This is a genomic window from Empedobacter sp. UBA5036 (genome assembly GCF_002415215.1).
GTDB lineage: Bacteria > Bacteroidota > Bacteroidia > Flavobacteriales > Weeksellaceae > Empedobacter > Empedobacter falsenii_B.
This window is the reverse complement of record NZ_DICC01000053.1, coordinates 16,828-34,024: the sequence shown is the minus strand read 5'-3', so window position 1 is coordinate 34,024 and position 17,197 is coordinate 16,828. Positions and strand designations below refer to the sequence as shown.

The window sequence follows — 17,197 nt, the reverse complement described above, 5'->3', positions numbered from 1 at the left end:
CTATTTTTGTTAGACACATAGTTAGTCGAAATTGAATATGAAAAAAATAGTTATCATCTTATCTTTGGTTGTAGGAGCCAAGTCTTTTGCGCAAGAAATTGAAGTCAAAAATCTTAAAAAACACGTTTATTTTTTGGCTGATGACAAAATGAAAGGAAGAGGAACTGGAAGTGAAGAAAATTTGAAAGCTGCAAAATATATTGCAAAAGAATTCAAAAAATATAAACTTCAACCTTTAGGAGAAGATGGATATTTTCAAGGATTTGAGGCGAAGGTAAAAAAAGTAAAAGTTGTTGACAGTATTCGTTCTGCAAAAAATGTGATTGCTTTTTTAGATAATAAAGCGGAGAAAACGATTGTGATTGGTGCACATTACGACCATTTGGGAGAAGGAAAGCAAGGAAGTTCTTTGGCGAAAGATAGTTATGGAATGATTCACAATGGTGCTGATGATAACGCTTCTGGCGTTGCTGGTTTGTTAGAATTGGCAAGATTTTACAGTAAAAATAAAGTGACAGAACCTGTTAATTTTCTATTCATTGCTTTTGGTGCAGAGGAATTAGGTTTGGTAGGGTCACGTTATTTTGTGAAACATCCAACGTATGATTTATCGAAAGTGCATTGGATGTTAAACATGGATATGATTGGTCGTTTGAACAAAGAATCTGGCGTTTCAATTATAGGTTATGGAACTTCTCCAACTTTCGAAACAATTTTTAATGAAATTAATCCGACTGATTTTGTTAAATTTTATACAGGTTATGAAGGTAGAGGCGGTTCGGATCAAACTTCGTTTTATGAGAAAGATATTCCAGTTTTATTTTTCCATACAGGCGGTCACGACGATTATCACAAACCAACTGACGATGCAGATAAAGTAGATTATGAATCGTTGAAAGGAATTCTTAATCTCGAAAAAGCTGTGATTGAGGAAAGTTTTAAAATTGAAACGATGCCGTTTAGAAGCACTGATAAAACTGAAAAATAATTGATAAAAATCTAAAATTATTTTTTTTCAATCCGTATTTTTGCAACAAATTTCAACGATTGAAAACGGATCTTTTATTAATCACACCACCTTTTACGCAATTAAATACACCATATCCTGGAACAGTTTATTTAAAAGGATTTCTAAACACACTTTCATATTCAACTTTTCAAGCTGATTTAGGTTTAGATGTTATCTTACAATTATTTTCAAGAAAAGGTTTAATTGATTTATTTGAATTTATTCAAAATCAAGAGATTGAATTAGGTGATAATAGTAAAAGAATGGTGATGTTAAGCGACGAATATATCGCAACTATTGATCCTGTTATCCGATTTTTACAAGGAAAAAATTCGACCTTAGCTGATTCAATTATTCAAGATGGATATTTACCAGAAGCTTCTCGTTTTGCAGAAGTTGAAGATTTGGAATGGGCTTTTGGTTCGATGTCTTTTCAAGATAAAGCGAAGCATTTGGCAACGCTATATTTAGAAGATTTATCGGATTTAATCATTGAAGCTGTTGATGAAAATTTTGGTTTTTCTCGTTATGCTGAACGTTTAGGAAGATCGGCAAATTCTTTTGATGAATTGTATCAAGAATTACAGAAAGCCCCAACTTATATTGATAAAATTACACTTTCGGAATTAGAGAAATTAATTCAGAAAACGAATCCAAAAATGATTGGTTTTTCGGTTCCTTTTCCAGGAAATTTATATTCGGCTTTCCGTTGTGCGCAATATATTAAAGCAAATTATCCTGAAATTGTGGTGGACATGGGCGGAGGTTTTCCAAATACGGAATTACGTTCTTTAAGCGATCCACGAGTATTTGAGTTTTTCGATTTTATTACATTAGATGACGGTGAAGCGCCAACTGAACAATTGTTAAAATATATCAATCAAGAAGTTGAAATTTCTGATTTAAAAAGAACTTTTGCACTTCAAAATCAACAAGTTTCTTATATTAACAATCAAACTATTCGTGATTATAAATTTAGCGAAGTTGGAACGCCAGATTATACGGACATCAAATTAGATCAATATATTTCTGTCATCGAAGTGGTTAATCCAATGCATCGTTTGTGGAGTGATGGACGTTGGAACAAGCTGACGATGGCACATGGATGTTATTGGGGAAAATGTACGTTTTGTGATATTTCGTTAGATTATATTAAGATTTATGAACCAATTGCGGCAAAACAAATTGTGGACAGAATGGAAGAGTTGATTGAAACTACTCAAAATACAGGTTTCCATTTTGTTGATGAAGCTGCTCCACCAGCATTAATGCGAGAAGTTGCGTTAGAAATTCTTCGAAGAAAATTGACCGTAACGTGGTGGACAAATATCAGATTCGAGAAAAGTTTTACTTACGATTTGTGTCGATTACTAAAAGCTTCGGGCTGTATTGCGGTTTCTGGTGGTTTGGAAGTAGCTTCGGATCGATTGTTAAAACTAATTGATAAAGGTGTGACCGTGGAACAAGTTGCAATTGTGAATCGTAATTTTACTGAAGCTGGAATTATGGTACATGCGTATTTGATGTATGGTTTTCCGACACAGACGAAGCAAGAAACCATTGATAGTTTGGAAATGGTGCGTCAAATGTTTGAATTAGGAATTCTTCAATCAGGATTTTGGCATCAATTTGCGATGACAGCACATAGTCCAGTTGGGTTGAATCCAGAGAAATATCAAGTGATTAATCATAGCACCGAATTAGGAACTTTTGCAAATAATGATATGATTCACGAAGAGAAATCAGGTTTAATTCATGATCAGTTCTCGTATGGATTAAAGAAATCATTGTTTAACTATATGCACGGTGTTGGTTTTGAGTTGTCGCTGAATGAGTGGTTTGATTTTAAAGTTCCGAGAACGTCAATTCAACCAAATTATATCGAAACAGTTTTGAATAATGAAACTTTTGTAATGTATAAACCAACGCAAAAAGTAGTTTGGTTAGGAGGTAGACCACAAATAGAATTTGTAACGAAAACAAAAAAAGGAAAAACTTTTGAGAATGCAGTTTTACAATTTCATACCAAACAAGATTATCTTGAAATTGTTGTAGACAAAGAGATTAGCGAATGGTTGGTTGATTTTATTCAATACTTGAAAGAAAGTCCAAAAGCAGTTTCCTATCAACAAATGAAACAAAGTTTTGAAGAAAAAATACAAACCGATTTTGAGATTTTTATTTATTCAAAACAAGCCGAAAAATTAAAAGAAACAGTTTTACTGATTGTATAAACATAAAAAAACCTTGAATTATTCAAGGTTTTTTTTTTAGTAGATATGAATTTGTATCATTTTTGATTAAATGATTTTAAAGAATCATCAGAATTAAACATTCTTTGGTATAGAATCTAGTTCTTTAGTTTCTATAATGTTTGGAGCAACTTTTTTTAATAATGTACTACGGATTAGTATCAATATTTTTCATGTTTAATAAAATTAAAACATATATAGATTTTACTTTACTTTAACCAACTCTACACGTCTATTTTTAGCTTTATTTTCTTCTGTATCATTTGCTACCAATGGTTTTTCAGCTCCGTATCCTATAGCAGATAAACGTGTTTTATCAATACCTAAAGCAATTAGTTTTTGCATTACAGCATTTGCACGATCATTAGATAGTTTTTTGTTATGCTTAGCGTCGCCAGAATTATCAGTATGCCCTTCAATTGATATTTTTAATGTGTTATCTTTCTTTAAGGCATTTGCAATTTCAGTCACAATCTCATCACCTTCTTGCGTGATTTTTGCTTGATCAACATCAAAATTAATATATAAAATAGATTTTCCATTCTTAGTCAAATCCTCAGCAATTTCGTCTGCTGTTACTTTGGTGATAGTTTGCTTAAAGTCTGTTTCTTGTAGTACATTAAGCGAAGCACCAGCATTGTTAGAAAGGTATTGTATATATACATTTCCTTTATCTTTTGTACGTAATACCCAAAACTTCATATTTTGTCCAGCGTATCCCATATCACCTTCGCCTCCTTTATTCGGATCTTGTTTATTGTAACGCTCATATTCTTCTTTGGTTATTTCACCATCAAACACTTTAACAGCCCCGATAGATTGTAAATAATCAGCCATACTTTTTTCAAAGAAATGTTGCGAAAATTCTTCTCCTTGTTTAGGTGAAACAAAAGTTTTATACAACTTTCCTTCAAAAGGTGTCATAACACCGTTAATAGGAAAAAAACATATGTCAAATTGTTTTACCAAAGGTTTGTTCATTTCTTTTAAACCTTGCGGAAGATTTATGAAAGGAAAATCTCCAATATCAGCTGTTGAAAATGGAATTTTGCTGATGTCAAATCCATTATTAGCAACCGTATTTTCTTGTTTTTGATTAGTATCTACTATAACATTATCCGTTTTCTTTTCTTCTGTTTTGTTGTTACAAGAAACAATCAAAGTAGCTGCAATCGCTACAATAAATAGTTTATTCATCGCTGTTCAAATATTAATTTTATAGTATTATTTGAGATAAAAATACTATAAATTATTATCATACAGTTATTTATTTGCGTAATTTTTTTAATCTTTTATTTAGATCTTTATTAAAAGTCATCCTCTTTCATTCAAATTTGTTTAATATAATTCAATTGTCGTAAGTTGGTTACTTCAAACAAGTTATTTAGTATTTTTAGTCGATTTCAAAGCCCATATAATTAGTAAAGGTTGCATGAATAATCGTGCTAATCTTTTTTGATCTGTATCCAATCCAAAACCATCTCTTTTGTTTTTATATTGAGCCCAGTTTCCAGGAAAAACAGCCCCAAAAAAACAAGCTGCTATTTTTCCAACTATTTCTTTTTTACTATCTGGAGCTAAAACAATCGTACTACCCAAGGCTATTTCTGCAATTCCCGAATACACAACTGTGTCATCTTTGGGTAAAGGAACCCAATTTGGTACTTGTGCCTTGAATTCTTTTCTAGCTATAGTTAAGTGAGCAATTCCTGCTCCAATCAAAAAAGCTCCTAAGGTATATCGTGCGATGTTTTGTGTCGTGTTATTTTTCATGGTATTCATTTTTAGAATGTTATTATTCAATAATGAATCAAAAATCGTACAACTAACACTTAATGGGTTTTGAATAGGTGAAAAATCAAGATTTTTTATTTGAAATTTATAGGGAATTAATTTATTATGTTTTACGCTTAACTTTTTACGTTTTTTTCTTTCTTGCTGTCACATTTATTATGTTGAAGAATAAGATGAAAATTGTTTTAAAACGTTTAACTTCTTGATATAATTTTCTACATTACATTTCGAAAATCACTCGAAGTGATGAAGTACAGAACCGAATCCTCTAATTTTCTAACCACAATAGAAACATAGTTTTTTTTATTTTAGAAATTGTATAGTTCAGTAAACTGAAAAATATCGATTTATTTACTATGATTAAAACATTTCGATTCTAAATCGTCGGATTTTTAAATCCTTTTTCAATATTCAAAATCCTTTTTTTACAATGAATTTATAAATCGTCATTGCTGAAAAGTCGAGTGTCAATTCGGCGTAAAGAGCGTTAAAAATGATTTATGTTCGCATTTCATATGCGAATGTTCTAAAGCATTTAGCGAGTAGCCGTTATTGACCGACTTGTAAGCACAGACTTGACTTTTTTGGTTCGTTTTTGTGTCAAGACAAAAATGAACATATAATTATTAATCAACTTGTAACAATTTTACCTAAGCTCCACAGGAGCTTCTCCTTTTAATTTCAAATGTTTTTTCATCAAGGAAAAAAAGAATGTAAAATTCTTTCTATCACTTTTTTATGAGCAAAAAAGTAATCAAAAAACTCTTGGCTGTAAACCTCTCTACTAAAAATGTTCTCATTCCACTAAAGATTTTACAAACCCTACGGGCTAAAACCTTTTTAACGTTGCACTCAACCATTTTCTTAACGTGAGAGTTTTAATGCCGGTTTTTCATCCTTTTTCAATACTCAAATTCACTATTTAACAACGGATTTTAGAGTCGACATACGATTTGCAGACGAGTTTCAATCCATTGAAACAAGCGTAAAAAAGATTAGTGAGCGTATGCGAATCATTTAATCTTTTTAGTGCGTGAGATGGTAATTGAACGTCGAAAATCGCGGTCTTGACTTTTTTGGTTCGTTTTTGTGTCAAGACAAAAAATGAACGTAATAAAATAATTATCTTCTTATTATCGTAAATTATGATCAGAACCTCATTCTTAATCTTAAATACATACTACTTTTTACATACTACAATTCTTACATCTCAATTCAAAAATCGTTTACATACATTCTACTGCCACTATGTTGCCTTTATCTTGCCTTGATGTTGGGAGTATCCTGCTACTACTTAGAGATGAAAATGTTGTTTACGTTTTTCTTTTTAATTGTCTTTGTTCAAATTGAATTTCAATTGTTTTATATATTCATAAGGGCGAAATGAGGTTACTTGAAAGAATACATTCGAAAATTGACGAGAAGATGAAAAACCTACTAATTCTGCTAAGTCACCAATTGAATGTTGATGATACTGATCTGAATCCGTCAGGAGATGAAGAACATAATTTATTCGAAGTTGATTGATGTAATTTGAAAAATTAGTTCCTTTTTCTGAGTTAATAATCTTTGATAAATATGCAGAATTGGTTTTAAATGATTTTGCTAATTGAGCCAAGGTTAAAGTTTTCTGTACAAATAAGTGATTCATTTCAAAATCATTCAACTGATTCAAAATATGATTTACAACTTCAGTCGGAATCTCAATAACAGGAGGTTCTTTTACTTTCTTTTTATCTATCGTAAGCTGTTTGAAAAAACGATTGTAACTATACAATACCCCGATTGAACATAAAATGATCACAAAACCTATCAAAATAGGGTAGATGGTGATTTTGAATTCAACATTTTTCTTCAACTCTAATAATTCTTTTTCATCATATTCTTTTTGGAGAATAGGAGAAAGCTTTACTATATTTTGCTGAGTTAAATGATCTAGTTTTAATAACTGATTGATATAATACAATTGATTTGGGTAATTACGATTATTTTCAGAATTATCGATTAAGGCTTCGTAGGCAGCACGAACATCGCTATCTAAAAAATCATATTCATTAAAAAGTTGATCTATTTTTTCAAAATATATAATTGCTTTTTGTACTTCATTTATTGCCTCGTAAGATTTACCAATATAAAAATAAGCCAAACTCAGTGTATTAGAATCGTGGTTATTTTTTAAATAATCTAATTCATTTGTTAGCGTGGTTATAGACTGTTGATACTCTTTTTCTAAGTAGAATTGAATTCCTTTTAAATAAGTAAAATAATGAATAAAATAGTCGTTTTGCGAATCTTGACTTAATTTCAAACCTATATGATTAAGTTGATTAGCTTCTTTGTATTTATGTTGAGCCTGTAAAATTTGAACGGAATAATAAAGGCTATTTAAATAATAAGCTTGGTGATTGACATCTGAACTATTATTTTCAAAGTAAATAATGCATTTCTGAAACAATAGTTCCGCTTCACTAAACTTTTTTAATTGAAATTTAATTAAAGCAACATTAAAAAGGACTTTATGCGTTAAATAGTTGGATGATTTCTTATTCAATTTCTTTTCAGCTAATAAATAATTTTTTAAGGCTGGTTGAAATTTCTTGAACTGATAATGAACCAATCCTTTCGAAAGAAAACTTTGAACAATCAAATCATTATTCCTTGTCTGTTGAGCAACAACTATCGCACTATCAGCATATTTTAATTTGGTTGCATAATCCTGTGAATAGTAAATAGCTTCTTTATAGCCATAGAATAAAGTTTCGCCATCATTACTAATCTTAGCCTTTAGGATATAAGCATTAATGTATTTCCAAACTTCGGGATTGTTCTTATCGGTTTGAAATGAATCAATTCTCTGAACTAGAAAATCATTTGTTTGTGTGCTTAGTTGATCAATTGCATAGACATTTTCGATGTTTAAAATAAGCCATAAAAATCCAATTAGAAGAGGTATAGATGTTTTCATAAGCATTGTTTTTTTAGATGAAAACAGTAGTAGATTTCCATGTAAGTTACTTATTTTAATCGAATTAGGTTTGTAAATTACCACAAATCACTAATCGATTACATCATGAAATGTATGAATTTATAAATTTTACATATTTATACAGCGTAGTAGCGTATCTTTTTCATAGTAAATTAAAAAATTAACATTTGGTAATTTGCTAATTATTAATAATATAAACGATTACAGGTGACACTTTTATAAAATCAACATAGTCTTTATGTTTTTGACGTGCTTCTTTATTGTTTTAATCATTATGCCTTCTAATTTTAAGCTAAGAATATAAATAATCCTAAAAAACACGACTATGAAAACAAAAACTTATTTATTCATTAGCATCATTAGTTTCCTATTTTATCAATGTATAGAGGAGGAGGAAGCTCCACAATTAAGATCAGATGGTTTATCTGTTGTAGAACAAAAACGCGAATCAGATTTACATATAGAATTGGATAGTATCGTTACTGCTGATTCTATTCAAGAAGAAGCTGATCCACCAAAAGATAAAGATCCTTACATCAAACGTACTGAAGAAGGAGGTGAGTAGTTCACTTTAAACCTTAAAACACATTAAGATGAGAAAATATTTTCCTTTTATCCAATCACTCATCTGCTACCTATTTATTGTGTTGTTTATTTATGCGGCGGTAAGTAAGCTGATGGATTTTGAGAATTTTCAAATTCAATTGGCACAATCACCTTTATTGAGTGTTTACGCAGGATTTATTTCTTATGCAGTTATTATTGCGGAAATAGTGATTGCATTATTGCTTTGTTATAAAAGATGGCGATTAATTGGGCTTTATGCTTCGTTCGGATTAATGATAGCATTTACAGTCTATATTTATCTGATATTAAATTACAGCGATTTCATTCCATGTTCCTGTGGCGGTATTTTAGAAAAGATGGGATGGAAAGAACATTTAATTTTTAATGTAGTCTTTGTTGGTCTTTCCATCATTGCTATTATGATTACAAGAGAAAGTGTAAAACGAAAGCTTTTCTTGAAATTAATTGTAATTGGTATTTTGAGTGCGGGTTGTGTTGTTATTTTATTCTTACAATCAGAAGCAAAGATATCTAAACAGAATCCATTTATTCGAAAATATTTGAAAGATATTGTGATTGGTAAACATTCTTATAAGCTTAAAAGTAATTCACACTATTTTATTGGTGCTACAAATAATAAGCTGTACTTAGGAGATCGATTTGCACCTCTTTATGTAACGGAAATAGATTTAGATAATTATCAATCCCGTGAGCTAATAATTAAAATAGACCAAGACGACTTTCCTTTTCGTACAGTTAAAATATTTATTTCATCTCCACATTTCTTTTTAGTAGATGGAACTGTTCCTGTAATCTTTAAAGGGGATATCAAAACATGGGAAGCTAAAGTATTATCAACAGATCCAACCCTTTATTTTTCGAAAGCTGTTATAAGTTCAACAGACGAGTTATTTGTCCGTAAGCAAGATTTTAAAACAAAGCAAAATATACTAGCACGATATAATTTAGCACCTTCTGTTCAACAATTTACCACTACATCAATATTAGGGGAAGCAACACAAGGGATTTTTGATACAGATGGCATTCCGTTGTTTGATTTAAAACAAAATAAATTTCTATATGTATACTATTATCGAAACAATTATACAGTTGCGAATAAAAATTTAGATGTAATCACCAGATCTCATACAATAGATACCACCCGATTAGCACCACTTAAAGTTATAACGAATCAGCAAAATCAGCAAAAATTATTAAATCCCAATAGTGTAGTAAACCGCTTAGCAGCAGTAGATAATGGGTTATTGTATATAAATTCTACTAAAAAAGGACAATTTGAAGATAATCAAGTATGGAAACAAGCTTCAGCAGTAGATATATATAATTATCAAAAACAATTGTATAAAGGCAGTTTTTATCTCTATGATGTTGATCGTCAAAAAACAAATGAATTTATTATTAACAACAATAATTTATATGCAATTATAAAGAATCAACTGGTTGTATATACGCTTAATACGAAAATCATACAATAAACTATCGGCCGATAGCAGGAGGATAACCGAACACCTGTATAATATAGTAGGTTAAAACCAAAAAAAATACAAAAAATGAAAAATTTAAAACTTCAAACAGTATTGCCTATTGCAGCATTTTTATTGGCTGGAATAGGAGCGTTTGCTACACAGCAAACAAAAAGCAACGAATCTATCAAAGATGCTGCTTTAATCGATGGATTTATTCGACATAGTTCGTCTACAGATTGTGAAGAAATTAAAGTTGATTGTACACCTGTATCTACAGATCAACTTTGTATGACAGAAGAAGCAACTCCACAGCAAGTTTGGCAAAAAAATGGTGTTGGCCAGTGTGTTTTAGAATTATATAAACTAACTAATTAAAAATAGAGGTTCCGAAAGGAACCTCTTCTTTTTTGTAAGTTATTTAATCCAACTACTTTTTGGTTCGTTTTTCAAATAAAAAGCAAACCATTGTTCTATTCTCCTTGTCAAATCTGTTTGATCTTCTTTACTTGTAACAAAATGTCTTGCTTCAGGATAGCGTAACATAACAATCTTTTTTTTGAGTTTTCTCAAAGCGGTATAAATTGTCATCGTTTGTTCTGGAGGTACAGTAGCATCATTTTTACCTGTCCAACTCAATATTGGTGTTGTGATTCTACTTGCATGATACAAAGGAGAGTTTTTTATATAAAGTTCGGGCGCTTCAAAAAATGGCTTTTTTATTCTAAATTGAAAATTTTCATAGCGCCAGCTTTCTGTTTTTTCGTAAGGTTCATTCCAAAAATAGTCTTTTACCAAGTCAAATAAACTTGCTCCCGTAACAGCAGCACTAAATAAATCGGTTTGTGTAAGTATAAAATTGGTTTCATATCCTCCAAATGACTGTCCAATCAATCCTATTTTTCCTTTTTCAGCTACGCCTTCATCAATTAGTTTGTTCAGAACCCCTACAACTGAATTTGTAGCAGATGCACCAGTAAAACCTTTATCATATACCATATCAGGAAGTACAACAATATAACCTTGTTGCGTAAGATTCGATACATTAAATCCTATGTTGTTATACATCGATGGATTGTGGTATTCTTTTACTGTTTGTGACAAATTTTCGTAGACACGAACTATAACAGGATATACATTTCCTTTCTTGTAATTTGGTGGATAAAATATAGCAGCTTTTAATTTTTTTCCATCTATAGTTGTGTAATGCAATAATTCTGATGTTCCCCAATCATAAAGATAATGTTGTTTATTCGTTGTGAATAATTGTATTGGTTCACTTTTAATATCTTTTTTATACCACAATTCTGGTGGTAAATTATAGGCTTCTTTTAAGTAAATAAAATCTGTTGTTAACTTGGCTTGTTGCAACTTTGTATATAAAAAATCATGACTTGTCAATAGTAAATCAATTGTATGATTTGGTTTTAATATGGCATAAGATTTAATTCTTGTATTTAGATCATTTATAACCAATCTGTTGTTCTTAGTTTCGTCAATAAGACGGATATCCGACGTATTTTTTGATTTCGTCAATAACTCAAAACGAAAAACTTGCTGCGATTCTCTACCTTTTGTCAACTTAGTAGAAGCTAATGTTTTTACATTTATTTTCCATATATCATAGGTGTCATATAGATAGAGGTATTGTTTATCATTTGAGATTCCTGCAATTCCCCATGCAATTTGTTGATAACCTTCATCTAGTAATTTGTTATCCCATTCGGCATATATGGAAGAAGTTAAATTTGTAGCTGTTTCAAGTTTTGTATTATACCACCACCAATTATTGTCATAGTAGTAAACAAAGTCATCTGTTTGTCCTACATTTCCGAATAAATGAGTATTTGGATCAAATTCTTGAATAATTCTTTTCTTAACAGCTGTTTTCGAATCATAGAAATAAACATCATAATCGTTTATTAATTTATTATCTGTTGTGTTTTGATATGGGTTGTATAATAAGAGCTTATTACTATTCGATAAATAATGTATATTAGGTAGTTCATCGTCTGTAATCTGCTTTACAGTATTTTCTACTCTATTCCAAACCCAAGTATAAGGGGTATAACCTCGTTCATCTCTCATTTTTCTAATTGGATAGATCAGCTGATCCGAACCATACCATATTTCTACGGAATCATTTGTTGTTCTGTTTACCAACTTCTTTTTGGCGTTGAAATAAATGAATTCAGCATTAGCAGAAAGATACAATGTATTTGATGTTTGATCGATTTCGTCTTCTATCAAATCAGTATTCATACAGTCTAAGTTTTTACTTTTTAGATCAAAATAACAAATGCTAGACAAGGCGTTTTCGTTTTGCGATAATATAACGACACCATTGTCGTTCCACTTAAAATTAGTGTAAGAACCAGCTTCTTTATGTGCCACCGCATTAAATGATAAAGGGCGAGAAAGATCTATGTATTCTAAAAAGACACTAGTATCAACTATTTTTTCATAAACCATTCGATTTGTTTCATTATCAAAACTATAATTACGCGTATTTTCAATGGTTTTTATGCTATTACCTTTTATATCTCGCAAAACAATTCGTTGTGCATTGTTGTGTTTTTCTATGGAAATAAGAATATTCTTGTCCATTGAAACAACATATTTCTTTACAGCAGGAATCTCAATATTTTCTAGCGTTTTTAAATTAAGCACAGAAAGATTATTATTTTTTAACCATAGAAAAGAATTTTCTTTCATAAAAGAACCTTCTCTTATTCCAGCAATACTTATTTGTTGTTTCGACAAGTTGTTAATCAAAAATACAGTATCTGTAGTAGCGTAAGATATACTAATAGTAGACCAAGTCCCTTTTTCAGAAATTTGAGAACCAATAACTTTTCCCCATTTATCGTATTCAGATTCTTTTACTGTTCGTTGAGTAAGCTGTGCAAATACAGGCTTCATGTTAAATAAAAACAAGAGGTGTATCATTACAATAAGATGCTTCAATATAGTTGTTTTCATTAGTATCCAGTGTTTTGTGTTAAATTCGAATTCTTTAATATTTCTTGTTCAGGAATTGGCCATTGTTGGCAATAGCTTTTCCAATTTGATTTTGTTGGAGTTAATAGTTGATCGATTAGATTCAATCGTTTTAAATCAAAAAAACGATGCCCAAATTCACAGAAGAACTCATGCTGTCTTTCTTGTAAAATAGCTTTTATAAATTCCTCATCAGTTAATGCGATATAAGGAGGTAAACCAGCTCTTGATCTAATTTTGTTAAGATCTTGTAAGGCACCTACTTTATTTTGTTGTTTTAGACGTGCCTCAGCTCGAATTAAAAATTGTTCTGCTAATCGAAAAATAACCGAGTTTTCTGTTGTTGAGGAAGAGTTTGTTCTTTGTTTGTATTTATAAGCATGTTTCCAAGTAGTTGTACCGTTTGTAACTTCTCTTACCCAGTTTTTTTGACGAAGATCATTTGGCTCAAACTGTGTATTTACTTCAGTTAAAGCAATAGAAGTAGGAGGACCAGTTGCAACATAGTACGTACCACCTTCATACGCATAGTTACTAGCTTGCTTAGGAGAAATTTGCCAAATAATCGATTTATTCTCTTTCAAAAACTCTTGATTAACATCTTGTTGCCATTCTATAGAAGGAGTATTAATTACTGTTGAAGCCCATTTTTCAGCATTTACCCAATTTCCTTTATACAATTCTACACGTGCTAGTAAAGCTTGTGCAGTTACTTGATTAGGACGATTACGTTGTAGTGTTATTTGCGAAGATAATAGCGGTATAGCTACTTCTAAATCTTGTGTAATTTGTTCATACACTTTTGCTTTCTCTAAACGAGAAACACTTTTGTTCAACTCATAATTCGTTGTTTTTATATAAGGAATATCACCATAGGTATTCACTAAATAAAAATGGAGTAATGCTCTCACAAAAAGTGCTTCACCTATAAAACCATTTTTATCTGGTGTAGATAAGCCTTTACTATTTTGGCAACCTTCTATAATAGCATTTGCCATATAGATCTGATAATAGGTTTGCGACCAATATTGTAAGACCGTAGCGCTATTTGCCTGTAAAGTATTATTATATAAATTTTGAGATTCTACTTGATTGATTTGATACGAATCCAATTCATCGGTATATAGACCAATAGAAACAGGAAAAGCACTCATTTGTCCACTTACAAAACCTTTTTCTCTCATATCTGCATATAGGTTAATAAGCGCAGCATTTGTCGTCTTTTTATCCGCAAAAACCAGTTCACTATTGTATTGAGAAGTAGGAGTGTCAACATCCAAAAAGTCATTGCATCTAAAGAATAAGACGCTTATAACGACAGTTAAACTTAACGTATATATATTTTTCATTGTGCTAAATTTTATTATTCTTATCAGACTAAAAGTTTAATTTCATTCCCATTACTATGGTACGAAGAGGAGGGAGAAATCGGTTGTACTTAAATTCGGGATCACCACCTTTATAAGGCGTTAGAGTAAATAGATTTTGTCCTTGTAGAAAAATTTGAGGTTTCAAGAAATGATCTTTTAAAGGAATATCATAGGTAATCGAAATGTTTTTCAATCGGATGTAAGAAGCATCCACAATAGAAAGCGTACTACTTCGCATTAAATTATAATTAGCTGCTATTTGCGAATTTTTAGTACTATATGGTTGCATAGGTATACCATAGTCTACTAACTGATTGCTCATTGTACCAGCTATTGCTGTAGGCAAATACAATTGTCGTTCTTGTTTTACGAACTGAAATAATACATCTAAACTCAACTGTTTGTACCGAATCTGATTGGCGACACCACCATAATAAGAAGGATTAAGATCAGTGAGAACAACTCGATCTTTCAGAGAAGTTATTTTACCATCTCCATCATAATCATAAAATTCATATTGATTATTTGTAGGATTTATACCTGTATATTGATAAAGTTTGATGCTGTTAATAGATCGACCGATAACATAAGTATTGGCGTAAGCAGAGCTTTCAAGGTCTGGATATGAAAGTAACTTGTTCTGATTAAAAGATAAATTAACCTCTGTTGTCCACTTCCAATTATTAGTCGTTATATTTTTGGAACCTAGTGTAAATTCCCATCCTTTATTTTCTACTGTTGCAGGTAAATTTCCAGAAAAAGAAGAAAAACCAGTTGTCGTAGGTAGAGCAATACCGACCAATTGATTTCCTGATCTGTTTTGATAATAAGCCATAGAAAAATTAAGACGATCATGTAGAAAACCTAATTCTAGCGCAACTTCTAATTTACGATTTGTCTCCCAATGATAATTGGGATTATACAAACGAATAGGACTTAAACCAACTGTCCCATTATATGGATTGGATGTTGTTTGATAATTATCTAAATATTGATAATCTCCAATATTATCACTTCCTGTAATTCCATAGCTACCACGTAATTTCCCAAAACTCAACCATCTATTGTTTTTTATAAAATCCTCTTTTGTGAATAGCCAAGCCGCACCAATTGCACCAAAATTAGAATATCTATTCTGAGGACTAAAACGACTCGAGCCATCTCGTCTAGCTGTTACGTTAAGTATATATTTATCTTGTAAGATGTAATTCAATCGTCCATAAAAAGCTTGATAACGGTAATTTGTTTTTTCATCTAAGCCTATTAATTGTAAAGCAGCAGTAGACAAAGACAATAACATTTCATTGGAAGGGAAATCAGCGGCAGTTAAATACAGTCTATCAGTTGTTTGATCCTGAAAAGTTGCACCTATAAGAAAAGAAAAACGATGTTGATTCCATTTCTTATCCCAACTTAGTTGAGGTTCTATAATCCATGAAGAACGATTCGTTTGATTAGATTCTACACTTGATGATTCACTACCTTGTCCAGAAGAAGGATTATACATCGTAGACGGAAAAGTTCTCAACTCACGGCTATGCAATTGGGTAAACCCTAAATTGGTTTTAAAAGTTAATTCAGGTAAAATAGCATAGCTCAACATCATATTAGCGGTTAGATTATCTATTTTTGATAGAAATTTAGATTCTAAACTTGCTAAGGGATTGGTCCATGTATTATTTGCCCAATTCAATTGTCCATTCTCATCATATAAAGCAGGAGCATTGGGTGCTAATTCTCTTGCAACGGTTGTTAAATCAGTAGAAGGTTGATTGTTATTTTGATTGCTATAATTACCCGTAAATAAGAAATTAAACTTTTTATCCTTGTAGTTTAAAGCCAAATGAACAGCATTTTTCAAATATTTAAATGCTCCTGGATAAACAGTAGTTTCTTCGTGATGTGTACCATTCACGGTATAATTAAAAGCAGTATTACCACCACTTATAGAAGCTTGTATCGTGTTATATTCTGCAGTACCTCCAATTAATTCTTTTTGCCAATCGGTAGATCGGGTTGTATCCCATGTTCCGTTTATATCATAAGCATTTGTAGGATAAGTAGAAATACCATCATAGGCATAAGCCTGTCTACGCATATCAAGATACTGTTCGGTATTCATCAATTTCAATGAACGTGTAATTTTTCCTAACCCCATCGATGTCCGAATACTTACCTGTGTAGCACCTACTTTCCCTTGTTTGGTTGTAACGAGTACCACACCATTTGCTCCACGCGAACCATAAATAGCAGTAGCATCGGCATCTTTCAGTACTTCTATACTTTCTATATCAGCAGGGTTAATCGTAGATAACGGACTTGTAAAAGAAGGTCTGTTTCCAGAGGTAGATGTGCCTCCAATAGGATCCGAAGAGTAGGGGATACCATCTATAATGAATAAAGGTTGATTGGCATCGGGTCTTAAACTATTCTGTCCCCGTATTTTTATCTGAAATCCACCTCCAGAACCACCACTTTCTTGAGTTATTTCTACTCCTGCCATCCGTCCTTGTAACGTTGCTAAAAAATTATCTACTGGTTGATTCTCTATTTCCTTTGCGGTAACACGTGCTATAGACCCTGTACGTTCTTTGTCCTTTACAGCATAGTACCCTGCATTTATCACCACATCTTTTAGCTGAATCCCGTCTTCTTTTATGAAACTTACATTTATCACGCTTCTATTCAGCACCTCTTCTTCACGAATAGGAAAGTCCAATTGCTCAAAAATTAGT

Annotated in this window: 11 protein-coding genes; 5 read left to right on the top strand and 6 right to left on the bottom strand. The window is 31.3% G+C overall.

Annotation, left to right across the window (positions count from 1 at the left end):
• The first annotated feature begins 37 nt into the window (after positions 1 to 37).
• Together B4J88_RS09665 and B4J88_RS09660 are read left to right on the top strand one after the other, a co-directional pair.
• Positions 38 to 988, top strand: coding sequence for a M20/M25/M40 family metallo-hydrolase (locus B4J88_RS09665; protein WP_291067470.1), 951 nt, complete (start codon positions 38 to 40; stop codon positions 986 to 988).
• A 59-nt stretch (positions 989 to 1,047) separates the two neighbouring features.
• Complete coding sequence (locus B4J88_RS09660) at positions 1,048 to 3,243, top strand: B12-binding domain-containing radical SAM protein (protein ID WP_291067468.1); 2,196 nt, start codon at positions 1,048 to 1,050, stop codon at positions 3,241 to 3,243.
• A gap of 222 nt (positions 3,244 to 3,465) precedes the next feature.
• Here B4J88_RS09660 and B4J88_RS09655 read toward each other — a convergent pair whose 3' ends face one another.
• From B4J88_RS09655 to B4J88_RS09645, 3 genes are all read right to left on the bottom strand, one after another.
• Entirely contained in the window at positions 3,466 to 4,458 is a 993-nt protein-coding gene (locus tag B4J88_RS09655) for an OmpA family protein (protein WP_291067466.1), read from the bottom strand.
• 183 nt (positions 4,459 to 4,641) lie between these two features.
• A complete protein-coding gene (locus B4J88_RS09650) occupies positions 4,642 to 5,034 on the bottom strand; it encodes a DoxX family protein (protein ID WP_038330750.1) in 393 nt (130 codons plus the stop codon).
• A 1,348-nt stretch (positions 5,035 to 6,382) separates the two neighbouring features.
• A complete protein-coding gene (locus B4J88_RS09645) occupies positions 6,383 to 8,020 on the bottom strand; it encodes a helix-turn-helix domain-containing protein (RefSeq protein ID WP_291067464.1) in 1,638 nt (545 codons plus the stop codon).
• 346 nt (positions 8,021 to 8,366) lie between these two features.
• On the opposite strand from B4J88_RS09645, the gene B4J88_RS09640 reads away from it, so the two are divergent.
• The 3 genes from B4J88_RS09640 to B4J88_RS09630 all read left to right on the top strand — a co-directional run bounded on the left by B4J88_RS09640 (position 8,367) and on the right by B4J88_RS09630 (position 10,470).
• The gene (locus B4J88_RS09640; protein WP_171622778.1) at positions 8,367 to 8,606 is read left to right on the top strand and encodes a hypothetical protein; all 240 of its coding nucleotides are present in this window, start codon (positions 8,367 to 8,369) and stop codon (positions 8,604 to 8,606) included.
• A 28-nt stretch (positions 8,607 to 8,634) separates the two neighbouring features.
• Positions 8,635 to 10,104: a DoxX family protein gene (locus tag B4J88_RS09635; RefSeq protein WP_291067461.1), complete on the top strand. Its 1,470-nt coding sequence runs from the start codon at positions 8,635 to 8,637 to the stop codon at positions 10,102 to 10,104.
• Positions 10,105 to 10,179: 75 nt separating this feature from the next.
• The gene (locus tag B4J88_RS09630) at positions 10,180 to 10,470 is read left to right on the top strand and encodes a DUF6520 family protein (RefSeq protein WP_038330661.1); all 291 of its coding nucleotides are present in this window, start codon (positions 10,180 to 10,182) and stop codon (positions 10,468 to 10,470) included.
• A 39-nt stretch (positions 10,471 to 10,509) separates the two neighbouring features.
• On the opposite strand, the gene B4J88_RS09625 is transcribed toward B4J88_RS09630, so the two are convergent.
• From B4J88_RS09625 to B4J88_RS09615, 3 genes are all read right to left on the bottom strand, one after another.
• The gene (locus tag B4J88_RS09625) at positions 10,510 to 13,014 is read right to left on the bottom strand and encodes an alpha/beta hydrolase family protein (RefSeq protein WP_291067459.1); all 2,505 of its coding nucleotides are present in this window, start codon (positions 13,012 to 13,014) and stop codon (positions 10,510 to 10,512) included.
• A gap of 59 nt (positions 13,015 to 13,073) precedes the next feature.
• Positions 13,074 to 14,441 (bottom strand): RagB/SusD family nutrient uptake outer membrane protein, encoded by a 1,368-nt coding sequence (locus tag B4J88_RS09620; protein ID WP_291067457.1) that lies wholly within the window; start codon positions 14,439 to 14,441, stop codon positions 13,074 to 13,076.
• A gap of 28 nt (positions 14,442 to 14,469) precedes the next feature.
• The coding region (locus B4J88_RS09615) for a SusC/RagA family TonB-linked outer membrane protein (protein ID WP_291067455.1) at positions 14,470 to 17,197 on the bottom strand (2,728 nt) is incomplete at its 5' end.